24 protein-coding genes and 1 pseudogene are annotated in these 21,922 nt (G+C 70.5%); 14 read left to right on the forward strand and 11 right to left on the reverse strand.

Annotation, left to right across the window (positions count from 1 at the left end; translation table 11 throughout):
- Positions 1–33: 33 nt before the first annotated feature.
- Complete coding sequence (locus ABZW11_RS18380) at positions 34–438, reverse strand: type II toxin-antitoxin system PemK/MazF family toxin (protein ID WP_355418445.1); 405 nt, start codon at positions 436–438, stop codon at positions 34–36.
- A 355-nt stretch (positions 439–793) separates the two neighbouring features.
- Here ABZW11_RS18380 and ABZW11_RS18385 point away from each other — a divergent pair, with 355 nt between their 5' ends.
- A complete protein-coding gene (locus tag ABZW11_RS18385; RefSeq protein WP_355418447.1) occupies positions 794–1,114 on the forward strand; it encodes a putative quinol monooxygenase in 321 nt (106 codons plus the stop codon).
- A gap of 116 nt (positions 1,115–1,230) precedes the next feature.
- On the opposite strand, the gene ABZW11_RS18390 is transcribed toward ABZW11_RS18385, so the two are convergent.
- Complete coding sequence (locus ABZW11_RS18390; RefSeq protein ID WP_355418449.1) at positions 1,231–3,036, reverse strand: alkyl sulfatase dimerization domain-containing protein; 1,806 nt, start codon at positions 3,034–3,036, stop codon at positions 1,231–1,233.
- A 180-nt stretch (positions 3,037–3,216) separates the two neighbouring features.
- Here ABZW11_RS18390 and ABZW11_RS18395 point away from each other — a divergent pair, with 180 nt between their 5' ends.
- Together ABZW11_RS18395 and ABZW11_RS18400 are read left to right on the forward strand one after the other, a co-directional pair.
- Positions 3,217–3,666 carry a hypothetical protein gene (locus ABZW11_RS18395; protein ID WP_355418451.1) on the forward strand — a complete coding sequence of 150 codons (450 nt, stop codon included), beginning with the start codon at positions 3,217–3,219 and terminating at the stop codon, positions 3,664–3,666.
- Between the two features lie 254 nt (positions 3,667–3,920).
- Positions 3,921–4,406 (forward strand): annotated as a pseudogene (locus tag ABZW11_RS18400) (response regulator transcription factor); the annotation flags it as partial.
- 37 nt (positions 4,407–4,443) lie between these two features.
- Here the strand turns inward: ABZW11_RS18400 and ABZW11_RS18405 are convergent.
- Complete coding sequence (locus tag ABZW11_RS18405; RefSeq protein WP_355418453.1) at positions 4,444–4,572, reverse strand: hypothetical protein; 129 nt, start codon at positions 4,570–4,572, stop codon at positions 4,444–4,446.
- A 90-nt stretch (positions 4,573–4,662) separates the two neighbouring features.
- On the opposite strand from ABZW11_RS18405, the gene ABZW11_RS18410 reads away from it, so the two are divergent.
- The 4 genes from ABZW11_RS18410 (at position 4,663) to ABZW11_RS18425 (ending at position 7,704) form a co-directional block, all read left to right on the forward strand.
- Complete coding sequence (locus tag ABZW11_RS18410) at positions 4,663–5,634, forward strand: hypothetical protein (protein ID WP_355418455.1); 972 nt, start codon at positions 4,663–4,665, stop codon at positions 5,632–5,634.
- A gap of 113 nt (positions 5,635–5,747) precedes the next feature.
- The gene (locus ABZW11_RS18415; protein WP_355418457.1) at positions 5,748–6,893 is read left to right on the forward strand and encodes an FAD-dependent oxidoreductase; all 1,146 of its coding nucleotides are present in this window, start codon (positions 5,748–5,750) and stop codon (positions 6,891–6,893) included.
- Positions 6,894–6,903: 10 nt separating this feature from the next.
- Positions 6,904–7,056 carry a hypothetical protein gene (locus tag ABZW11_RS18420; RefSeq protein WP_355418459.1) on the forward strand — a complete coding sequence of 51 codons (153 nt, stop codon included), beginning with the start codon at positions 6,904–6,906 and terminating at the stop codon, positions 7,054–7,056.
- A gap of 39 nt (positions 7,057–7,095) precedes the next feature.
- Entirely contained in the window at positions 7,096–7,704 is a 609-nt protein-coding gene (locus ABZW11_RS18425) for a TetR/AcrR family transcriptional regulator (RefSeq protein ID WP_355418461.1), read from the forward strand.
- Between the two features lie 65 nt (positions 7,705–7,769).
- Here the strand turns inward: ABZW11_RS18425 and ABZW11_RS18430 are convergent, their stop codons facing one another.
- Genes ABZW11_RS18430 through ABZW11_RS18440 form a run of 3 tightly spaced genes read right to left on the reverse strand, consistent with a single transcriptional unit; the run spans position 7,770 to position 9,647 of the window.
- Positions 7,770–8,228 (reverse strand): CocE/NonD family hydrolase, encoded by a 459-nt coding sequence (locus ABZW11_RS18430; protein ID WP_355418463.1) that lies wholly within the window; start codon positions 8,226–8,228, stop codon positions 7,770–7,772.
- A complete protein-coding gene (locus tag ABZW11_RS18435; RefSeq protein WP_355418465.1) occupies positions 8,179–9,237 on the reverse strand; it encodes a CocE/NonD family hydrolase in 1,059 nt (352 codons plus the stop codon). Before ABZW11_RS18435 ends, ABZW11_RS18430 begins: the two co-directional genes overlap by 50 nt.
- Positions 9,238–9,272: 35 nt before the next feature.
- Positions 9,273–9,647 (reverse strand): hypothetical protein, encoded by a 375-nt coding sequence (locus tag ABZW11_RS18440; RefSeq protein ID WP_355418467.1) that lies wholly within the window; start codon positions 9,645–9,647, stop codon positions 9,273–9,275.
- Positions 9,648–9,820: 173 nt separating this feature from the next.
- Between ABZW11_RS18440 and ABZW11_RS18445 the strand changes: the two genes are divergently transcribed.
- Together ABZW11_RS18445 and ABZW11_RS18450 are read left to right on the forward strand one after the other, a co-directional pair.
- A complete protein-coding gene (locus ABZW11_RS18445) occupies positions 9,821–10,318 on the forward strand; it encodes a transcriptional regulator (protein ID WP_355418469.1) in 498 nt (165 codons plus the stop codon).
- Positions 10,315–11,469, forward strand: a complete 1,155-nt coding sequence (locus tag ABZW11_RS18450; RefSeq protein WP_355418471.1) for an FAD-dependent monooxygenase — start codon at positions 10,315–10,317, stop codon at positions 11,467–11,469. Before ABZW11_RS18445 ends, ABZW11_RS18450 begins: the two co-directional genes overlap by 4 nt.
- Before the next feature lie 88 nt (positions 11,470–11,557).
- Here ABZW11_RS18450 and ABZW11_RS18455 read toward each other — a convergent pair whose 3' ends face one another.
- From ABZW11_RS18455 to ABZW11_RS18465, 3 genes are all read right to left on the reverse strand, one after another.
- Positions 11,558–12,847 (reverse strand): ArsB/NhaD family transporter, encoded by a 1,290-nt coding sequence (locus tag ABZW11_RS18455; RefSeq protein WP_355418473.1) that lies wholly within the window; start codon positions 12,845–12,847, stop codon positions 11,558–11,560.
- The gene (locus tag ABZW11_RS18460) at positions 12,844–13,287 is read right to left on the reverse strand and encodes a CBS domain-containing protein (RefSeq protein WP_355418475.1); all 444 of its coding nucleotides are present in this window, start codon (positions 13,285–13,287) and stop codon (positions 12,844–12,846) included. Before ABZW11_RS18460 ends, ABZW11_RS18455 begins: the two co-directional genes overlap by 4 nt.
- A 79-nt stretch (positions 13,288–13,366) precedes the next feature.
- The gene (locus tag ABZW11_RS18465) at positions 13,367–13,546 is read right to left on the reverse strand and encodes a hypothetical protein (RefSeq protein WP_355418477.1); all 180 of its coding nucleotides are present in this window, start codon (positions 13,544–13,546) and stop codon (positions 13,367–13,369) included.
- A gap of 612 nt (positions 13,547–14,158) precedes the next feature.
- Here ABZW11_RS18465 and ABZW11_RS18470 point away from each other — a divergent pair.
- The 3 genes from ABZW11_RS18470 (at position 14,159) to ABZW11_RS18480 (ending at position 16,958) form a co-directional block, all read left to right on the forward strand.
- Positions 14,159–14,308: a hypothetical protein gene (locus ABZW11_RS18470; RefSeq protein WP_355418479.1), complete on the forward strand. Its 150-nt coding sequence runs from the start codon at positions 14,159–14,161 to the stop codon at positions 14,306–14,308.
- Positions 14,309–14,344: 36 nt separating this feature from the next.
- Positions 14,345–15,190 carry an alpha/beta hydrolase gene (locus tag ABZW11_RS18475; protein ID WP_355418481.1) on the forward strand — a complete coding sequence of 282 codons (846 nt, stop codon included), beginning with the start codon at positions 14,345–14,347 and terminating at the stop codon, positions 15,188–15,190.
- 451 nt (positions 15,191–15,641) lie between these two features.
- Positions 15,642–16,958 carry an acyltransferase gene (locus ABZW11_RS18480; protein WP_355418483.1) on the forward strand — a complete coding sequence of 439 codons (1,317 nt, stop codon included), beginning with the start codon at positions 15,642–15,644 and terminating at the stop codon, positions 16,956–16,958.
- Positions 16,959–17,001: 43 nt separating this feature from the next.
- On the opposite strand, the gene ABZW11_RS18485 is transcribed toward ABZW11_RS18480, so the two are convergent.
- Entirely contained in the window at positions 17,002–18,099 is a 1,098-nt protein-coding gene (locus tag ABZW11_RS18485; protein WP_355418485.1) for a VLRF1 family aeRF1-type release factor, read from the reverse strand.
- 322 nt (positions 18,100–18,421) lie between these two features.
- On the opposite strand from ABZW11_RS18485, the gene ABZW11_RS18490 reads away from it, so the two are divergent.
- A complete protein-coding gene (locus ABZW11_RS18490; RefSeq protein WP_355418487.1) occupies positions 18,422–19,636 on the forward strand; it encodes an AMP-binding protein in 1,215 nt (404 codons plus the stop codon).
- A 59-nt stretch (positions 19,637–19,695) separates the two neighbouring features.
- Positions 19,696–20,781, forward strand: coding sequence for an acyltransferase (locus ABZW11_RS18495; protein WP_355418489.1), 1,086 nt, complete (start codon positions 19,696–19,698; stop codon positions 20,779–20,781).
- Positions 20,782–20,798: 17 nt separating this feature from the next.
- On the opposite strand, the gene ABZW11_RS18500 is transcribed toward ABZW11_RS18495, so the two are convergent.
- Positions 20,799–21,254 carry a DUF4383 domain-containing protein gene (locus ABZW11_RS18500; protein WP_355418491.1) on the reverse strand — a complete coding sequence of 152 codons (456 nt, stop codon included), beginning with the start codon at positions 21,252–21,254 and terminating at the stop codon, positions 20,799–20,801.
- Positions 21,255–21,922: the final 668 nt, after the last annotated feature.

Below are 21,922 nucleotides of genomic sequence, written 5' to 3' on the forward strand. Positions count from 1 at the left end.
CTTCGCCCGTGCGCTGGGCAGCACAGGCCTGGGCTACTCGAGTCCTTCGAGACGGCGGGCATTTTTGATCTCGCTGAACCTGGCGGCCGCCATCGGGGTCCACTCCCTCCTGTCTCCAGCGGCGCGGAGGGCTTCTCCGACCTCGCTGAGCTTCACGGAGGACAACGCGCCCGCCCGCTCGATCAGGTCGTCTCGGGCCACGGTGGTCAGCCATGTGCACGGAGTGAAGCCTGGACGCGGGAACGCGACCCGCAGCACGCCTTCGAAGGGCAGTCCTTCCGGGGCTCCTACAGCCACTTCAACGCCCAGGCCGCTCATGTCGACGCCCGCCGGCGCGACGACCTGCATCGCCTGGAACCCGGATGACTCCTCGTCCGAGAGCAGCACGACCGGGCGTCGCTCATCGAAGTCGACCCACCAGACGTCACCGCGTTGCATGCGTCCTCCTGGCACGAGACGGCGGCCGAACGCTGCGTTCCCCGTGCGGGACACGGAAGGGATGCGGGCGCGGCCACCGTCGATCATCGGTGTGTGGAGACTGAAGATCAGCCGCGAGCCACAGCGTAGACCCTGCCCGCCGGCAGGAGGCGTTCGAGGTCCTGACGTCCCGGACAGCGGGCCTCTGGCCACGCTGGTGGGGGTCGCCGGGTCGACGGCTGGAGTACTAGTCGGGCTTGGCTTCCTTGGACAGGAGGTCGAGCAGGCCCGGCAGCCGGCGTTCGATGTCCTGCCTGGGCAGCGAGACGGCGCTGCCGTTGCCGTGGTCGCGCTGGACGATCAGGCCGGCCTCGGAATGATCGTACCTGAGGGAGCCGGGGCGGTCGGGCTCTACGGCTTCGCCCGGCCGAAGCCCGAGCGCGCTGAGGAGCTGGAGCGGCTGCTGCTGTCGTTCGTGGAGCCGACCAGGGCCGAGCCGGGCTCGCTGCAGTACCAGGTCCACCGCGACGCGGCCGATCCCGGCGTGATCGTGTTCTACGAGCTGTGGCGGTCGGCCGACGACCTGCGCGCGCACCTCGCGCGTCCCGAGCTCGCGCGCTTCCAGCGGCACCGCATGGACTACCTGCGAGAAGACCTGGAAATCCACTGGCTCACCCCCCTCACCGCGACCGGCTGACGCCCTGCTGATCGCCCGGCCGCACCGCTTCTCGGGGCTCGCGTCCGGCATCGGCGGCGACCGCGCGGCGGGGTCGTCCTGACCAGGGCCCCAACGGTCTCCGGCCCCGCACCTGTTCAGGGTGTGACGATGGCGAAGTCCGGTGTGGGCTGCTCCAGGACCGCGGTCAGCCGGCGCAGGACGGTCAGGTCTCCGTCGTGGTCGAGGCCGTCGGCGCCGCCGTCGCTGGTGAGCAGGCTCATGAGGCGCTCCTTGCTCAGCCGTAGCGTCAGGTCCGCGCCGTTCCCGGACGGGTTCCGCTCGTGGATCAGGGCGCCGTTCGACATCGTGGTGCGATGGTGCTCACCGGTGTCGGTGAGGTGCCAGTCGATGGCGAAGCGCTCGTTCCAGGCGCCGGGGCCGTTGACGCGGCTGGCCAGCGAGTCGAAGACCTGTTCGGCGGTCAGGGCGCCGAGCAGGTCCGGTGAGACGGTGTCGGTCGCGGGCTTCGACGGTGAGCCGGTCAGCTCCTGGGCGCCGGTCAGGTAGAAGTTGCGCCAGGTGGCGTTCTCGGCGCCGTGGCCCAGGCGGGTGTAGACCTGCGCCAGCAGGCGGCGGGCGGCGGAGTCGCCAGGGTCGGCGAAGACGGCGTGGTTGAGCAGGGTCGCGGCGAAGCGCAGGTCGTTCTCCTGCACGTATCGGCCGGCCAGGGCGACCATGGCGGAGGCGCCGCCGAGCAGCTCGACGTAGCGCCTGGCCAGCTCGGCCGGAGGGTGCTCCCACAGGTGTGCGGGGTTGCCGTCGAACCAGCCCAGGTAGCGCTGGTAGATCGCCTTGACGTTGTGACTGACCGAGCCGTAGTAGCCGTGGGTGTGCCAGGCCTGCTCAAGGGCCGGCGGCAGCCGCATGGCCTCGGCGATCTCGCTGCCCGTCATGCCCTGGTTCAGCATCCGCAGCGTCTGGTCGTGCAGGTAGGCGTACAGGTCGCGCTGCTGGGACAGGAAGGTGACGATGTGCTCGCGGCCCCACGTGGGCCAGTGATGGGAGGCGAAGGCCACGTCCGCCTGGTCGGCGAACAGCGCGATGGCCTCGGTCAGGTAGCGGGACCAGACGCGGGCGTCGCGGACCAGCGCGCCGCGCAGGGTCAGGACGTTGTGCAGGTTGTGCGTGGCGTTCTCGGCCATGCACAGGGCACGCCGGTCGGGGAAGAGGAAGTTCATCTCGGCGGGCGCCTCGGTGCCGGGAGTGAGCTGGAAGACGATGCGTACGCCGTCCACCGTCTCCTCCTGGCCGGTGCGGGTGACGTCCAGGGTGGGCGGGATGAGCGAGACGGTACCGGCGGACGTGCCCATGCCGAGGCCGCAGCCGAGCTGGCCGTCCGGGGTGCGGGACAGGTGCTGGCCGTACATGTAGGCGGCGCGGCGGTTCATGGCGGCGCCGGCGTGGACGTTCTCGGAGACGGCGTGCTCCATGAAGTGGGCGGGCGCGATCACGGGGATGGCGTCGCCGCCGGTGACGCCGCGGGCGCCGCCGAAGTGGTCCACGTGGGAGTGGGTGTAGATCAGGCCGGTGACCGGCCGGTCGCCGCGATGGCCGCGGTAGAGCTCGAGCGCGGCGGCGGCGCATTCGGTGGAGACGAGCGGGTCGATGACGATGACGCCGCGCTCGCCCTCCGCGAGGGTCATGTTCGACAGGTCGAGGCCGCGTACCTGGTAGATGCCCTCGGTGACCTCGAACAGGCCCTGCTTGGCGCACAGTTGCGCCTGCCGCCACAGGCTGGGGTGCGCGGTGCCGGGGCAGTCGCCGTCGAGGAAGGCGTACGCGTCATTGTCCCAGACGACCCTGCCGTCAGCCGCCTTGATCAGGGCGGGCGACAAGCTCGCGATGAAGCCGCGCTTGGCGGCGTCGAAGTCCGCGCGGTCGTGCACGGGAAGGTCTGCCATGCGGCGGTCATGCCCGCGTCCGTCTTCGATCAGGGCAAGCGAACGCTCAAGAAACCCACAGCGCCTGAGCATGCCTTCGCCGGTCGCCGGCAGGAAGTCGTCGAGGGCGTAGGGCGCGCTGAGGAGGTTATGAAGTAAGATCGCGCGAGTTTGTGATCATATGCGCGAAAGGCCCCCCACATGTCCCTGCGTAGCAAGCTGTCCGCCGTCCTGGCGGCGTGCGTCGTGACCATCCCGCTGTCGGCGGTAACGGCGCAGCCCGCCTCCGCCACCGGCGGCAGCTGCGGATCCGGGTACAACTTCCTGTCGTCGTACCCCATGCGTTACGGCGACGCCGTCGGCGGCAGCCTGGACCTCTACTACAACCCCTCGAACGGCTACAACTGCGCCATCGCCCGGGCCAAGGCCGCGTGGGACGGCACGGCGCACCACATCAAGGTCATGCTGAGCGACGGCGGCTCCCGCATCGTCAGGGACCCGGCGCTCAACAGCAGCGCCAACTACCGCTACTACGCGGGCCCGGTCAAGCTGTACCTGAAGAACAAGTGCGTCTACGCCGACGGGCAACTGACCTACAACGGCGACTGGTACCGCACCGGCGATGCCGCGTTCGGAGTCCACTGCGGCTGACGAAAGCCGCCGAGGGCGGCCACCGCGACCGCGCGGGAGGTTCAAGACGTCCATGCTGGTCAGACTGCTGTACGACCAGGCAGGCGCGCCGGGGCCGTCCGTCACCGGCGCGACGGGACGTTAGTCGCCTTCGGCTGACACGCCGAGCGGCGCGCTCGCCCGAGCGTGCGGGAAACCGTGCGGTGGACCTTCGACGCTCCGGCAAGGGACTTTCGTCCTTTCGGCGAGGTCACCGCTTGGATAGCGTCACGGACATGATTCGTGTGTTCCTCCTCGACGACCACGAGGTCGTGCGCCGAGGTGTCGCCGCGCTGCTCGACTCGGAGGACGACATCGAGGTGATCGGCGAGGCGGGCACCGCCGAGCCGGCGATCGCACGCATCCCGGCACTGACCCCTGACGTGGCGGTGCTCGACGTCCGGCTGCCCGACGGCAACGAGGTGGACGTCTGCCGCGAGGTGCGCTCCCGGGTGCCGGGGCTGGCGTGCCTGATGCTGACGTCGTTCGCCGACGACGACGCGCTGTTCGACGCCGTGATGGCGGGCGCGGCTGGTTACGTGCTCAGGCAGATCCACGGCTCCGACCTGGTGGGCGCGGTCCGTACGGTGGCCTCGGGGCAGTCGCTGCTCGACCCGCAGGCCACGGCGACCATGCTGCAGCGGCTGCGCGACCAGGCCGCCAGGAAGGATCCGCTCGCGGAGCTGACCGAGCAGGAGCGTCACATCTTCGACCTCATCGGCTAGGGGCTCACCAACCGGCAGAGCGGCGAGCCGCTGATCAGGGAGAGTGGGCGGTGGGGGCGGGCACCGTCTCTCCCCCACCACCGCGCAGGGCGAGGCCGGGTCCGTACGAGCCGAGCCGGCCGTGGATGAAGCCCATGACCAGCGGCGGCACGAACCCGCCCATCCCGCCCGCCACCCCCACCAGCCCGGTGACCGGCGATTTCGGGCGTCACATCACCCACCACCGCGCCAAGCTCTCGGTAGGGTCGATGGCGTGGCGGGGTTGGAGGTCAAGGGCATCTCGTACGTGTGCGGCGGCGTGCCCGGCGCGGACTTACGGCGGGACCTGCGGGTGATCAGGGAAGAGCTGCGCTGCACCACCGTGATGCTGATCGGCAAGGATGAGCAGGCGCTGCTCACGTCGGCGGAGGCCGCGCTCGGGGCCGGGCTGGGCGTCTGGTTGCGGCCCGACCTCACCGACCGCTCCCGCGCCGAACTCCTCGCCGGCCTCGCCCGGACGGCGAGCGCGGCGGAGGCGCTGCGGCAGCGGCATCCGGACCGGGTGACGTTCGTGCTCGGCACGGAGTTCTCGGTCACCACGGCGGGCATTGTCCCCGGGCCGGGGGTCTTCTTCCGGCTGCGCATCCTCCTACGCTGGGGGCGCTTCTTCCGGCGCCGCATCACCCGGCGGCTCGGCGCGCTGCTCGCCGAGACCTTGGCCATCGTGCGCGGACAGTTCCGCGGCCCGGTCACCTATGCGGCGGGCTACTGGGAGCAGGTCGACTGGTCCGGCTTCGATCTCGCCGGCGTGAACCTCTACCGAAGGGGGACGGATCCGGCGGCGTACGAGGCCACGCTCCTCAAGCTGCTGCGCGAGGCCGGCAAGCCGGTGGTCGTCACGGAGTTCGGCTGCGGGGCGCATGTGGGGGCCGAGCGGCGCGGGCCCGGCTCGTTCATGATCGTCAACTGGTTCGCCGACCCGCCCCACGTCAGGGCCGGGCACGTACGCGACGAGGGCACCCAGGCGCGCTATCTGTCCGAACTGATCGAGCTCTACGCCAGGCACGGTGTGCACGGTTGTTTCGTCTTCACCTTCGCCATGGCCGACTTCCCGCATCGGCAGGACCCGCGCGGCGATCTGGACATGGCCGGGTTCGGGATCGTCAAGGTGCCGCCGGGCGAGCCGGGGAGCTGGACCCGCAAGGAGGCGTTCGACGAGGTGGCCCGCCGCTACGCCGCCATCTGACCTCCTCGGCACGAGCCCTCACCTCACCTGAACCACCACCGAGCACTGGGTGCGCTCGTTTGAAAACATATCGACAATCTGTTTTTATAGTTGCAACGGAAGGGGGCGCGGACATGCGTGCCATCATCATCGGGGCGGGGATCGCCGGGCTGGCGGCGGCGCTGCGGCTGCATCAAGCGGGCTGGGAGACGCTGGTGATCGAGCGCTCGCCACAGCGTCGCGGTGGCGGCTACGGGGTGACGTTCGGGGGCATCGGCTACGACGGGGCCGAGCGGATGGGCGTCCTGGCGGAGCTGCAGCGGCGCGCGTTCGTGACGCGCGAGCTGGTCTACCGCAAGCCCGACGGGGCACGCCGCTTCTCCCTCGCCGCCGCGACGATCGCCGCCACCATGGGCAAGAGGTCGTTCAGCATCCTGCGCGGCGACATCGAGGCCGTGCTGTACGAGGCCGTCGCCGACCACACGACGATCCGGTTCGGCACCACGATCACCGCCGTCGAGCAGGACGCCGACGCGGTGCACGTCACGCTCAGCGACGGGAGCACCGAGCACGCCGACCTGCTGATCGGCGCCGACGGGCTGCACTCGGCGACGCGCGCGCTGGCGTTCGGCCCGGAAGAGGACTACCGGCTCGACCTGGACCACCGGGTCGCGGTCTACATGCTGAAGGAGCCGCCGGCCGACCTGCCCGCCCAGACGACCGGCTCGATCAGCGCGGGCGGACGCACGTTCGCGATGATGAGCGTTGGCGACGGCCGTACCGCCGCCTTCTTCGGCTACCGCACCGACGGCGGCCGGGCGGGGACATCACTGGAGGAGCTGCACGAGCTCTACGGCGACATGGGGTGGCTGGTCCCCCACGCCCTGGAGGGGCTGAAGACGGCTGATTCGGTCTACTTCGACAGCATCAGCCAGATCGTGGTCGACCGGTGGAGCAGAGGCAGGATCGTGCTGCTCGGCGACGCCGCGTGGTGCGTGACGCTGTTCGCCGGCTACGGCTCCTCACTGGCGGTCGGCGGCGCCGACCGGCTCGGCGCCGCCCTGGAACGCCACGGCCACGACGTCCCGGCCGCGCTGGCGGACTGGGAGGCCGAGCTGCGGCCGGAGGCGGAGAAGAAGCAGAGGCTCGGCCGCCGGGTCAAGGAGGTGTACGCCCCGCGCAACCCGCTGCTGCTGGAGCTGACCCAGCTTCCGTTGCGGCTGTCGTCGTGGGGGCCGGTACGCAAGCTGATCGAGCGCGGCTTCCAGCTGGCGGGTTGAGGAGATGGCGATGCACGTACTGGTCATGGGCGGCACCCACCACGTCGGCCGCGCCGTGGTGGAGGCGGCGCTGCGGCGCGGCGACACTGTCACCAGGCGCAATCGCCGGCTGTCACGCCGGCTGCGCGTCCTGGACCTGGTCCGATCGCGCTGCTCCACGTGACAAGATTGTTCTGTTTCGACCCATCGGAAGGTGCACCTCATGCCTCCCGCCTTCTCGGCCGCGGAAAAGGCGCGCATCACGCGGCTGCTCCTGGACAACGGCCTGAAGTTGTTCACCACGCAGGGCCTGCGCAAGACCTCCCTGGAGGACCTGGTCGCCGGGACCGGCATCGCCAAGAGCACCTTCTACGTCTTCTTCGACTCCAAGGAGGCGCTCTACCTGGAGCTGATGCTCGCCCAGATGGCCGAGGTCAAGAGCAGGGTCATCGACGGAGCGCTGCGCGAGGAGAGCGAGACCCGCGCCGGGCTGCGCGCCTTCCTGCACGCCACGCTGGCGGAGCTGGACGGCAACCCCCTCTACGGCAGGTTGATGACGCACCCCGAGGAGATGGAGGCGGTGGTCAGGAAGCTGGACGAGGAACGGGTGACCTCCGCACCGGACAACCCGGTCACCGCGCTGGCGGCCTATCTCACCGAGCACAGCGACGACCTCGCCGGCGACGACCCGGAGGTGATCGTCGGCGTCCTGCAGGCCGTCCTCATGATGCCGCTGCACCGTGACCGGCTGGCCCGTCCGGACCTGTACCCGAAGGTCCTGGACAGGCTCATCGACATCGTCGCCACCGGCCTCACCCGCCCGCAACAGTAACGAGGCGGGCAGGGGGCGCGCGCTCGGGTAGCGGCCGGTGGTGCGACACGATGGCGCCTTTCCCGTCAGCAGACCGGCAGGATGAGGGCGGAGGGCCGGCGGGGGTCGTGATGAACCTGCTGGTCGGCTGCGCGCATCGCGATCGCGGTGGCGGGCGGCTCACCGGTGCCGAGGTTACGGTCCCAGCGCGGGTAGGCGGCGCTGGCGACCTGCACCCGGATGCGGTGACCGCGCTTGAACCGGTGGGCCACCGGCGCCAGCTCGATCTCGGCCAGCCCGTCGATCGGCCGGTCGGCGGCGCACCGGCGCAGCGCGTCGGAGACATGCGTGATCGCGCCCGAGGGCGTCACGTCGCTCACGCGCACGTAGAAGTCGGTGTGCGCCAGGCTGGAGGTCACGTGCAGCTCGGCGGCGGGGACGCCGATAGCCTCGAGATCGGCCGGCAACGGCTCGCCGATGTAGGTCAGGACGTCCTCACGCCCGGCCAGCACGCTCTCCCCGGTCCTGCGCGTGATGCCGATCATGCGGGACATCCCGGTCACCGCCGGGGTCGTAGATGCGCACCGGCGCCGTGCGCAGCCCGTCCCGGTCTTTCAGCAGGTGGGAGCGCAGCCAGACGATGCTCTCCCGCAGGGCCGTCATCGACAGCTCGGCGTCCCAGTGCCGCCATGGCCCGATGGTGAGGTACGGCTCGCGCCCCGCCTTGCGCAGCGCCTGGTAGTCGCGGACCAGGCCGGGCAGCGCGAAGTCGTCCCAGCCGCTGACCAGGTGGTTGGGAACGGACACCGCCGAGATCTCCCGGCTGTGGTCACCAGCGGACCACCACGGGTCCCCGGCGTCGGGATGTGCGAGCCAGTCCCGCCAGTGCGGCGCCACGGCGCCGATGGCGCTGGTGTCGGCCTCGGCGAGCGGGAGGAGGCGAGCGGCCCGCGCCCGCCTCTTACCGCCCAGCGCCACGGTGGACAGATAGACGGGCAGCGGCTTCTCCTGGTGGGCGACCATGCTGATCCAGCCGAGGAAGAGCTCGAGAGCCAGTGCGCCGCCCGGATAGACCAGGTCGTAGGCGTTGGACCCGATCAGCGAGGTGCTCATGGCCCGCAGCTCGGGCACGGCGCCGGCGGCGATCGCCCACTGCGTGTAGCCGTTGTAGCTCTGCCCCAGGGTGCCCAGCTCGCCGGTGAACCACGGCTGCCGGCGCAGCCACTCCAGGACGGCCAGGCCGTCGTCGCGCTCGGAGACGAACGGGGTGAGCGTCCCTCCCGATCCGCAGGTCCCCCGGCCGCTGACGACCACGACGTGGAAGCCGCGTTCGGCGACCAGGCGGCTGACCATCGCACCCTTGGTCCTGTCGGTGTAGACCGAGCGGATCAGCACCGTCGGCCGGTCGCCGAGTCCTTGGGGAGCGTAGTGATCGGCCAGCAGCACGACGCCGTCCGGCATCGGGACACGCAGGTCCTTCTCGATGGTCACGTTCTGGGTCTCGGCCGGAGCCAGTGTGGCTCTGCCGGCCAGCACCCTGGCGGCGATGCTCATGACGGATGTTCCTTTCCTGGCAGCAGGCGCGGCCCTCAGCGCGAGCCGCGTTCGTCACGCATGGCGTCCCACGCGTCCAGGGCGCGGTCGTCGGCGAACACGCCGTGGGTGAAGATCTCGATGCCGGCGCGGGAGACGCGCAGCAAGGTCCGCATGTCGTGCACGTCCGTCACGCGCAGTGAGCGCGCCAGCTGTTCGCCGAACGCCAGCGGCGCCAGCAGCCAGGTGACGTACATCGCGGCCCGCGCGGGCGGGTCGTCGCTGGGCTGCACCCAGCCCTCCCTCACGCCCTGCTCCAGCCATCGGCCGGTGGAAGCCACGAGCTCGTCGAACAGCGCGGCCGCCTCCGGGGTGCCGTCCAGGAACGCTCGTCCCAGGTAGCGGCGTACCGCCGTACCCGCCTCCAGCATGGCGGCCAGTCCTGCCGTGTCGCCCAGGTCGCAATAGAAAGGGAAGCCAGCGCCGTCAGCCGTGATCAGACGGGTCGCAAAGCCAGACATTCCCGCCACCATCCCGGCGCCTCTCGCTTGATACAGCTATTTTAGTTTATGCTGAAATCACTGAAAGAGAGGATGACACCGGCATGACGCAACAGGATCCGCTGCTGGAATGGGTGGAGCGGGTAGCCATGTACTTGGCGCGTGACGGAGTGCCGCCGATCGCCGGGCGGGTGCTGGGATGGCTGATGGTGTGCGATCCGCCGGAGCAGTCCGCCGCGGACATCAGCCAGGCCATCGGTGCCAGCCGCGCCTCGCTCACCTCGAATCTGCGGCTGCTGACCAGCATGGGGTTCCTCACCTGGCGCACCCGGCCGGGCGAGCGGACCGTCTTCTACCGGATGGCCGACGACGCCTGGACGGTGGTGGTCCGCAAGCAGATCGCCGGCATCACCTCCTTCCTCGACATCACCCGTGACGGCCTCGACCTGGTCGGCTCCGGCGATACGCGGGCCGCGCGCATCCGCCAGGCGCACGCCACCTTCGAATGGATGGCCACGGTTTTTGACAATGCGCCACCCTTGCGCCCCGATCCGGCCAAGGACGACCCTGCCAACGATCTTGACGATGAGGTGACCTCGTGAGCAGACAGGCGATCGTGATCGGCGGCGGCATCGGCGGGCTGGCCGCCGCCCTGGCCCTGCACCGGATCGGGTGGCACGCCGTCGTGCTGGAGCGAGCGGTCGAGCTGCGCGAGATCGGCGCCGGCATGTCCCAGGCCCCGAACGCCATGCGCGCACTGGACGAGCTCGGCGTCGGCGCCCAGGCCCGAGCCGTCGGCGCGCCCACCCACGCGGCCGGCAACCTGCGGCTGCCCGATGGCCGCTACCTGCAGCGCGCCCGGCCGGACGATGCGGCCGCCATGCTCGCCTTCCACCGCGCCGACCTGCACGAGGTGCTGCTCGATGCGCTACCGGACGGCTGGGTGCGCACCGGGGCGGAGGTCACCGCGGTCCGGCAGGAGGACAGCGGTGTCACGGTGACCTACGGCGGCGTCGAGCTCGGCGGCGAGTTGGTCGTCGCCGCCGACGGCGTCCACAGCACGGTGCGCCGGCTGCTGTGGCCGGACGCGCCGCCGCCGCGTTTCCTGGGCCGGACCGCCTGGCTGGGCATCACCGAGATGGCCGACCTGCCAGGCAGCATCACGCTCGGCCCCGGCGGCTACGTCCTCATCCATCCGATCAGCCGCGGCCGCGCGTACTGGGCCTACGTCACCACCGCCGCCCGACCGGGCATCCGCTACGAGGAGGAGAAGATCGAGGCGGCTCGCCGCCTCGCCACCTGGCACGAGCCGATCCCGGCGCTGATCGAGGCCACCCCGGACGAGGCGGTGATCCATATCGACATCCGCGACCTGGCACCGCTGCCCACCTACGTCCGCGGCCGGGTGGCGCTGCTCGGCGATGCCGCGCACGCGATGAGCCCCGATCGTGGCCAGGGCGCCGGGCAGTCCATCGAAGACGCCGTCGTGCTCGCCGCCGCCCTCGCCGGCGAACCCGCGATCGAGGCCGCGCTGCGCCGCTACGACGCCGAACGCCGCCCGCGCACCCAGGCCACCGCTCGCGGCGCTGGCGCCGACGGGCGGCGCACCACCTCGACCGCCGCCTACCGGGCGATGGTGACCATGATCCGGCTGATGCCCGCGTCGTTGTGGCGCAAGGGCATCGCCGCCGACGGCAACGCCACCTGGCGATGGCGGCCGCCGCATCTGCCGTCGCCGAGCACGCACTCATGAGCCGGAACCGCCTCCGGCGCCCCTGGGGCTCAACCCATCGCGGCTCCGCGCGGCGTGCCGGACCTCGGCCGCGTGCCGTACCTGTGGCTCACAGGTAGCGCAGCCACAGGTACGGCACGCACAGCGCGATGGTGACCACCGTGACGACCAGGCCGTACTTGGTGAACTGCCAGAAACTGATCGGGTGACCGTTGCGAGCGGCGATGCCGAGGACGACCACGTTGGCGGCCGCGCCCACGGCGGTGGCGTTACCCCCGAGGTCGGCGCCGAACGCCAGCGCCCACCACAGCACCTGGGCCGGGCCGTTGCCGCCGGCCGCCTGGACCAGGTCGGCGACGATCGGGCTCATGGTGGCGACGTAGGGAATGTTGTCGACGATCGCCGACAGCCCGGCCGAGGCCCACAACAGGCCCATGGCGGTCAGCCCCAGCTGCCCCTGGGTCACCTCGGCCGCGGCCTGCGAGATCTGGCCGATCACGCCCGTCTCCACCAGCGCGCCGACCATCACGAACAACCCGGCGAAGAACACCAGGGTCGGCCACTCCACCTCGGCGATCGCGTCCTGGGTGGTGACCTTGGTGACGGCCACCAGGATGCCCGCGCCCAGGATCGCCACCACGGACGGCTCATAGTGCAACACCGGATGCAGCACGAACGCGACCATGACCAGGGCCAGCACGACGAGCGACTGCCACAGCAGCCGCCGGTCGGTGATCGCCTCCCGCTCGTTCAGCGCCATGATCTCGGCCGCCCGCTCGGGGTCGTAGCGGAAGTACGTGCGGAACAGGACCCGGCACAACCCGATGAAAACGATCATCAGGACGACGACCAGCGGCGCCATGTGAATGAGGAAGTCGTTGAAGCTCAGCCCGGCACGGCTGGCGATGATGATGTTCGGCGGGTCGCCGACCAGCGTCGCGGCACCACCGATGTTGGAGGCCATCGCCTCGGCGATCAGGAACGGCGCCGCCGGCAGCGCCAGCCGCTCGCACACCAGGAACGTCACCGGCGCGATCAGCAGCACGGTGGTGACGTTGTCCAGCAGGGCAGAGGCGACGGCGGTGATGACCACCAGCAGCACCATCAGCCGGTACGGATACCCCTTGGCACGCTTGGCGGCCCAGATGGCCAGGTATTCGAAGACCCCGGTCTGTTTCAGCACACCGACGATGATCATCATGCCGAGCAGCAGGAAGACGACGTTCCAGTCGATGCCGGTGTGCTCGTCGAAGAACGCCGCCCCGGCGTCGGTGGCGTGGATCAGCAGCATGATCCCGGCTCCGCCGAGCGCCGCCGCGACGCGGTGGATCTTCTCTGTGGCGATCAGCGCGTACGCGCCCAGGAAGACCGCCACCGCCAGCCATGCGGTGACCGTCATGCGGACACCGCCCAGTCCATCAGGGCCTGCAAGGTGACCGCGCCGATCAGCCGCCCATCCTCGACGACCGCCACCAGCGGACTGCGCGTGCGGGCCATCAAGGCCGCCAGCTCCAGCACCGTGGCGTCGGGATCGGTGACCGGCAACTCGCGTGACTCCTTCGGCAACGCCTCGCGTACGGTCCGCCCGGCCAGCGACCGCAAGAACCGGTCGGCGTGCGGCTCGTCCACGACCCGCGCCAGCGCGGGATCGTCGCGGCAGTAGCCCGGTACGGCCAGCCACAGCACCTGCGTGCCCGGCAGGACGCTCAAGGGCAGCCCTTCCTCATCGACCACGATGAGGCCCGGCAGATCCTGCTCGGCCAGGAGCCGGGCGGCCTCGGCGACGGAGGTGTCCAGAGTGACGGTGGGAAAATCGCAAGCCAGAACGCGCGCACGCATGCGCAAGCCTCTTTCGACGTCGACGACATGGCCTCGCCGACCAGGCTTCCCGGCACACCTGCGACCAACTTACCAACGATCACCGGCCCGTGGGCACCCTCCATCGAACGCGACTCATCGACAGGAACAAGGCGTACGACTGGTTCTGGGAGAAGTACGGCTGGACGCCCTCAACGGTCGACCAGCAGGTGCTCATTCCGCTGAACGAGGCGTCGCTGTTCGGCACCCCCCTGACCTCGTCCCACCGAAGATCCGTCATGTCGCCATGCTGCCTGGCGGTGAAAGCCCGCTGCGGCCCGATTACGTCCGCGACATGGTGAGCCGCCGCCAGGGCCCGCCACACGTTGCTGCGGAACGCTCCCGCGACCCGCGTTGCGTTCACCGAGATCCCCGGGGTCGAGCCAGCCCCTCAGCGATCACCCATGTGGGCAGACACGCCCAGCAGCTCAGGGCCGCCAGGCCATGTCCATCCATCAACGTCAGCGACGACGCCTCCGGCGGCGCGCACTACGGCTGCTGTCCGTGCCGCTCCCGCTGGGCGAGCGCGGCTCCGGATACGGGGCCGACGGGGCCCTCACCCCAAGTAGCCCGAAATACTGCCTGATCTGCATGATGCCCTCCGGTCGTTGCACCGTTCCTTTCGTTCGGCCATCAATCACGACAACAGGGCAGACATGATGAGACATCCCAAATAACGCGATACAGGTTGGTCTCTTCCGAAACTTTGACTTGGCGCAGGTTCGCGGAGTAGTGGTGCCGCTATCGAAGGATTCGTGCGCCGTACCGGTCAGCGTCGCTGACCGCCGGGACTGGCCGCCGGCCGAGTGCTGCGGCTCGGCCGATCGCCGCCCACGGCCACACCCACTACCCGATGCCCGGCACCACCGTGGACGACGTGGTCGTCCTGGTCAGCCTGCGTGACGCCGCCGCCGTCCCGCCGGACAAGGCCGTCGTCGCGCAGGTCGCCGACATCGCCCGGTCATGGACGTCTCGTCCGGCGAGACGGCATCAGCCCTGCTAGCGTCAAGGGGGCGGTGACAGGTATGGGGGGCCGAAGGTGAACTGGACACTGAGCGAGGTGTTCGAGACGCCTGACGGAAATGTCCGGTGGAGCCGCCTGGGCAGCGGGGACCCGGTCGTGCTGGTGCACGGCACCCCCTATTCCTCCTTCCTCTGGCGGGACATCGCTCCAGCGCTCGCCCGAACCCGCACAGTCTTCGTCTTCGACCATCTCGGCTTCGGCCAGTCGGACAAGCACGAGGGCCAGGACCTCAGCCTGGCGGCTCACGCGAGGAACTTCGCCCGGCTCCTCGGCCACTGGGAGCTGTCCTGCCCCAGCGTCGTCGCCCACGACATCGGCGGGGCCGTGGCGCTGCGAACGCTGCTGTTGGAGGGGAGAAGCTACCGGGATCTGATCCTCTTCGACGCGGTGAGCGGAGGCGAGTGGGAGCGAGGGCTCTTCCGGCTCATCCTGGAGCACACGGAGGTCTTCCAGCAGCTTCCGGACTATGCGCACGAAGCACTGGTCGCCAGCCACCTGCGCCACGCCACACACGTCGGCCTCCGGCCGGGAGTGCTCGACGCATACCTCGCACCGTGGCGGGGAGCGGCAGGTCAGGCCGCGTTCTACCGCCAGTACCGCCAGATCAGGCAGAACGACACCTTCGCGTACGAGCACCTGCTGGGCGAGTTGTCGCTTCCGATCCGTCTCATCTGGGGCCGCGAGGATCGCATTCTTCCCCCGGAGTACGGCGAATGGCTGCACGAGCGCATCCCGCACGCCGAACTGCACTGGATCGAGGACGCGGGCCACCTCCTTCAAGAGGACGCTCCTGCGCGGCTCATGGCCCACCTGACCGCCGAAATCCGGCCCGGCAACGATCCCAGAGATCGCCTGTCCTGAGGCGGATCGTGGATGCTTGGTCCGATCTTGTACGTTTCCAACACCCTCTGGTGACCCTCGTGGCCATTCGGGCACGTGAATACCGCTACGACCGCTGATCGGCCGGCATGCCGGCCGATCAGCGGGGCGTCCCGCGTCGGCTTTCGCCGAAGATCGCTGTTCCGGCGGTCGGCGTCTGTACGGGAGGAAGTCGCGCGCTCGGGAATCCACGGGATGATCCGGTACGAAGCTCCACGCGGAGGCGATGGGCGTGCCCTTGGTGACGTGATCGCCCGCTCGCACGTCCACGCGCACGAAGGCGTCCGCCTGCTCGGCGGCGCGGGAGTGACCACTTGGCCGGACAGGCGTCACCGTTTCACATCGCGGCGGGTTGGGGACAGCGTCAGCATGGCCTCCGACCTGAGGGCGAACGAGGCACAGGGACGATCTCCGGTGAGCGAGGGCTGACGTCATGCGCGGGCTGGCGGCGATGGTGCGCGACCTGGCGGCGCGTACGCCCGACAGCCGCGAGCGCAGCGCCGACATGTGGCGCGCACTGGCCATCTTCCTGGTGGTGTTCGGGCACTGGTTCGTCGTCGCCGTGACCTACCGGGACGGCCGGCTGTCCGGGTACAACGCGCTCGACGTCCTGAGCTGGATGGACCCGGTGACCTGGCTGTTCCAGGTGATGCCGATCTTCTTCCTGGTCGGTGGCTACGCCGGCGGCGCCTCGATGGCCTCGCACCGCGCCTCCGGAGGCGACGGCATCGGCTGGGTGCTGAGGCGGACCGACCGGCTGCTCCGGCCGACGACCGCGCTGTTCCTGGTCCTGCCACTGACCTCGCTGGTCATCGGGGCGGCCGGGGTGAACACCGAACTGCTCGGCCACGCGGCGTGGCTCGCCTCCATCCCGCTGTGGTTCCTGCTGGCGTACCTCGTCCTGGTGGTGCTCACGCCGTTGTTGTACGCGCTGCACCGCCGCGCGGGGCTCGCCGTCCCTGTGGTGATGGTGGTCATCGTCGCGGCCGCCGACCTGCTGCGGCGGGGCCTGCACGTGCCGGTCGTCGGTCAGAGCACCTACCTGTTCGCCTGGATGGCGATCTACCAGCTCGGCTTCTGCTGGCGGGACGGACTCCTGCGGCTGAGCCGCAGGCAAGCGCTGGCGGTCGCGGCCGGCGGCCTGGCCGCCCTGGTCGGGCTGACCGTGGTGGGCCCCTACCCGGTCGGCATGGTCGGCTACAACACAGCGCCGCCGACCCTGGCACTGATGGCGCTGGCCACCACGCAGATCGGACTGGTCCTGGCCCTTCAGCCCGCGGCCAACCGATGGCTTCGCCGGATCGGCCCGTGGAGTGTGGTCATCGCGACCAACGCGGTCATTCTGACCGTGTTCCTGTGGCACATGGCAGCGGCGGCGATCGCGGCCGCCGTACTGATCCCGACCGGGATCCTGCCGCAGCCCCCGCCGCACTCGACGGCGTGGCTGCTGTGGCGAGTGCCGTGGCTGGCAGCTTGCGCCCTCGTCCTCATCGTCCTGGTCGCCCTGTTCGCGCGCATCGAGCTGCGCCGGCCGATGACGCATTCCGTCGAGCGCGACCCGTGGCGTGACGGCGCGACCGTGCTCGGCTCGGCCGCCGTGCTGGCCGGGCTCCTGATCGTCGCCGTGGCCGGCCCCGGCTACCACGGCCCCACCGGCCTCCCGTGGGGCGGGGTGCTCGCGTACCTGTGCGGCGCCGCCGTTCTGCGCGTGACGCGGGACCGGTCTGTCCGGCCGGACGCCGGCCCCTGAGCGCGGCGGAGCACCGCAGGACCGGCGTCGACCTGGGTGGGTCTCACCAGCGCAGCATCGCGGCCACTCCGCCCGCCTCGGCGAGCTCCTGCGCCGCTCCGGTCTCCAGCACGGTGACCTCGCCTCCATGCTCGAAGGTGAGTTCGATCATCTCCTCCTCCAGCTCCTCGGGAGTGACGCCCACGTGCTCGGTGTTGCGCGGGCCCGCCTCGTCGAGCAGCAGGTGCTCGACCCGGCCCTGCCGCAGCAGGGAGAGGATGTCGTCGAGGCCGACCGCACCGTTGCCGCGCGACAGGGCCAGGCCGCGGGCACGCACCGCCAGGGCGGCGTCATGCCTGGCCCGCGCCTCCTCGCGAGCGGGGCGGACGAACTCCAGCACCTCCGACGGCGACAGGGCGGGATCGAGCACGGCGTCCATGTGGACGATCTCCGGGCCTGCCGGCAGCGCCTCGCCCAGAACCGCGGTGTCGCGGGGATCGCCCACCAGCAGCAGCGTCTCCCAGCCCAGCCGCCGGGCATGGCCCGCCACGTGCTGGGCCGCCTCGCGCAGGTACTTGGCCAGGTGCTCCTCGATGCGCTGGTCGAAGCGGTCTGGGTGGATACCGCGCCGGGAGAGGCCCGGCAGCGTCGCCGATCCCTGCGCGGACCCGTCCGCGGTCGCCAGCTGGAACATCACCGGCTCCAGCTCGTCGGCCAGGCCGTACCGGCTGTCGAACAGGCGCACGCCGTCACGCCCCACCCTGGCGATCCCCGCGGGCCTGTCGGCCTGTACGGCGGCGACGAGCGGCAGCAGGCAGGCGTGCTCCCTGACTGTGGCGAGGTCACCCACCGGGAGCTGAAGCCACTCGGTGCGCACCTCGTCACCGGCCACCTGCGCGAACAGGGCACGCCCCAGACCGGGACCGGCCGGGTCGAGCAGTTCGTCGATCCGCGGCTCCAGCAGGTCCAGACGGAGACCCACGAGCCTGGCCCGCTCCTGGTCGCGGCCTGCGGCCAGCTCCTGGCGCAACGCGGCGATCTCGTTGCGCAGCCGGGTCCGCTCGGCCTGTGTGCCGGGCTCCATCGTGGTGTAGAGCGACAGCACACCGACCTCGTCACCGAACGCGGCCAGTTCGCGCAGATCTGTCTGGTCGAACACCATGACACGCACACCCCCATAGGCTGGGCGTCCTGCACGGACACCAGCGGAGGGGGTTGCCCCATTTCAACCGAGGCGCCCATCGTCCCTGTTCAGCGGCCTTCGCGAGCGCCCTCAGCCGTGCTCGCCCCACTCCCCCACGTCCAGGACACTGTTGGGGATCTCATCACGAACAACCCATTCAGGTCGCGCCGTCTACGACCTTCCGCGTTTGTGCTCGCTGACCTGGGGAAATAACACATTCGGCTGCTTATCGCCGCCATCAACGCGGCGCCCGGCGCCGCATTCCGCCTCATCCGGCCTTTTCGTCACAGGGAGATGGACGATGCGTGTCCCCGAGGCCCCGGCCCCGGTGACCATCGCCCCCGACACCCAGCTCGCCGACATGGTGTTCAGCGACGACCGGGTGAACGGTGACATGGTCCTGTTCCAGCGCCGGTCGGCCGGAGGCTGGAGTCCGGTGACGGCCAGGCGGTTCGCGGCCGACGTCCGCGGCCTGGCGGACGGCTTCCTCGCCGCCGGGATCCAGCCGGGAGACCGGGTCGCGCTGCCGGCCGCCACCAGCTACGAGTGGACGGTGGTGGACTACGCCCTGTGGGCGGTGGCGGCGCTGCCGGTCCCGATCTATGAGACCTCCTCGGCCGAGCAGGTCCGCTGGGTGCTGGAGGACGCCGGCCCGGTCGCCGTGGTGGCCGGGAACGAGACGCAGCGCCGCCTGGTCGAGGAGGCGGCCGCGAGCCTCTCGTCCGGACCGCCGCGGGTGTGGCAGATCGACGGCGGCGGGCTGGACCGGCTCCGCGAGGGCGGGCACGGCGTGAGCGACGCTCAGCTACGGGAGCGGCGCCGGATGGTGTCGGCCGACGACCTGGCGACGATCATCTACACCTCGGGCGCCACCGGCCGCCCGAAGGGCTGCATGCTCGGCACGGTGGGGCCGCCCCTGCCCGGGGTCGAGATCCGGATCGCCGACGACGGCGAGATTCTGATCAAGGGCCCGATGGTGTTCCAGGGCTACTGGCGCAACGAGCAGGTGACCAGGCAGAGCCTGACCGCCGACGGTTTCCTGCGTACCGGCGACGTCGGCGCCCTGGACGAGGACGGGTTCCTGACGATCTCGGGCCGCAAGAAGGAGATCATCGTGACCGCCGGCGGCAAGAACCTCGCCCCGGAACCGCTGGAGGACCGCCTGCGCACCCATCCGCTCATCAGCCAGGCGGTGGTCGTCGGCGACCGGCGGCCGTACACGGCCGCGCTGATCGCTCTGGACGCCGCGGCGCTGGCGTCGTGGAAGCGGGCCGCCGGCAAGCCCGAGCAGGCCGGCCCGGCCGACCTCCGCGACGACCCGGATCTGCTGGCCAGGCTGCAGACGGCCGTGGACGAGGCCAACACGACGGTGAGCCGGGCCGAGTCGATCCGCAGGATCCGGATCCTTGCGGTGGACCTGACCGAGCAGAACGGATATCTGACCCCGACCCTGAAGGTCAAGCGTGCCTTGGTCCACAAGGACTTCAGGGCCGACATCGAGGAGCTGTACCGCTGAGCGGCGCACCGTCGGCACTTGACCGGCTGGTCTCGGCCACGCCTGCGTCCCGCGACCGCGTGGTCGACGCCGCCCGGGCGCTGTGCATCGTGGTCGTCACCCTCTGGCACTGGACGTTGTCGGTCACCCACCGCACCGCCGACGGCAGCCTGTCCATGCCCAATCCGATCCACACCGTGCCCGGCGGCTGGCTGGCCACGTGGGTGCTGCAGATCATGCCGGTGTTCTTCCTGGTCGGCGGGTACGCCAACCTGGTCGGCCGGCAGCGGGCCCGGGCACGCGGGACCACCGCCGGCCAGTTCGTCCTGGACCGGCTGCGCCGGCTGCTCTGGCCGACGGCCGCCTGGGCCCTGCTCTGGCTCGCCGGCGAGCTGATCGCGGCTGCCCTGCCCGGCCCGCACCGATGGATGTGGGAGTGGTTCCCCGGCTATCTGACGCCCCTGTGGTTCCTGGGCGTGTACGGCCTGCTGATCGCCGCGGTGCCGATCACCACGAGCCTGCACGCCCGCTACGGAGCCCGGGTCCTGGTAGCGCTCGTGCTGCTGATCGCCCTCGGCGGCGTGGCGCACCGCGGCGCCGGCCTGGACTGGGCGGGCTGGGCGACCGCCGCCCTGGTGTGGGTGTTCTGCCACCAGCTCGGCTACGCCTGGCGCACCTGGCAGCTGGGGCACCGGCCGTTGCCGCAGCGGCTCGCGATCGCCGCGGCAGGTCTGGCCGCGCTGGCCGGGCTCACCGTGGGAGCGGGCTATCCCCTCTCGATGGTGTCCACCGCCGGCGAGGCCGAATCCAACATCTTCCCGACCAACGCCACCATCGCCGCCCTCGCCGTCTTCCAGCTCGGGCTGCTCGTCCTCATCACGCCGGCCGCCGAACGCCTGCTACGCCGGCCGGCCGTCTGGAAGCCGGTGGTGGCCCTCAACGTGGTCGCGTTGACCGTCTTCCTCTGGCACATGACCGCGTACCTGGGGGTGCTCTGGGCCTATGAGAGGCTGGGCGGCACCCTGCTCGCGCAGCCAACCGCCGGCTGGTGGGCGCAGCGCTGGCTTTGGCTCCTGGCGCCCTCTGCGGTGCTGGCCGTGCTGGCCGTCCTGTTCGCCCGGGTCGAGCTGGCCGCCCGCCGGCCCCGGAAGGCGGCGAGTCGCTGAGCTCGGCGGGGTCTCGGCTAGCGAGTGTCCAGGCGGTGCTGGAGCCGTGCACGCGTCGCTACCGCCCCGAGCACGATCATCACGACCCCCAGCACCAGGTGCAGCCAGTTGTCGGCCGTGTTGAACGGGACGAAGTTGGCCCCGCCGCCGTGCGGGACGAACAGCCCGTAAAGCCAGAGCACCAGGTAGATGATGCCGCCGATGAGCAGGAACCCGCGTGCCGCCGCCCACGTCCTGGCCAGCAGGACGCCGGCGACCCCGAACCCCAGGTGGACGATGTTGTGCAGGACCGACACCTGGAACAGGCCCAGCAGCATCGCGCCCGACTCGTGGCCGGCGAACTGCATCTGACCGTAATCAGTGGTGATGCCAGGGATGAACCCGAGAATGCCGATCAGCAGGAACACGGCGCCGACGATGAGCGCCGCCATCTGAACGGGAGTCTTGGTGGCGGAGGAAAGAACGCCGCTCATGGCGCCTCCCTTGTCGTACTGGTGATAGTCATATGCGCCTACCCCTCACGGCGACCCTCACGCACTGTGACCTACGGGAGGTCAGGCAGTGATTGCGTTGGCCTGAAGGGGCAGCGCTTCCAGGTGAGTCTTCGACAGCGGCTGGTGATCAATGCAGGGCGAGATGTTGGTGAGAAACGCCACCGCCCGCCTTGCGTGATCACAGAAGCGCGCCGTTGGCCTGGTCGAACTGGCTTATGCGTGCCCAGAGGCCGTCTGGGTGGCGGGCGTTGTGGCGTTCGAGGCCGAGCTGGTTCTTCAGTGTCCAGATGACCGCCTCGATGCGCTGGCGCAGCCGGCCGCAGCGGCGGCCTCGTCCTGCGCGGCGAGCCCGGCATCGGCGAATCGGCGTTGCTCGGCCGGGCCGCTGAGTGCTCCGGCGGCACCTGTGCCGGTGGCGGGTGAACCCTGCACCGGATCCGCACCAACGCTGCGCATCGCCCGCATACACGTCTGCTTGATGACGTCGTGACGGAGCGGAGAACGCCACAAGCGCGCGAGGTTCGCTGGACGTTCGGAGGCGGGCTCTCCGCGATCACCGCTGGCGCCGTACCAGCACGCGGCGGCCTCCACCTTCAGGCCGTCCTGCTCTCGGTCTCAGCCACACTCCTCGCCGCAGGGTCATGGTG

Source organism: Nonomuraea sp. NPDC004580, from assembly GCF_040609855.1.
GTDB lineage: Bacteria > Actinomycetota > Actinomycetes > Streptosporangiales > Streptosporangiaceae > Nonomuraea > Nonomuraea salmonea.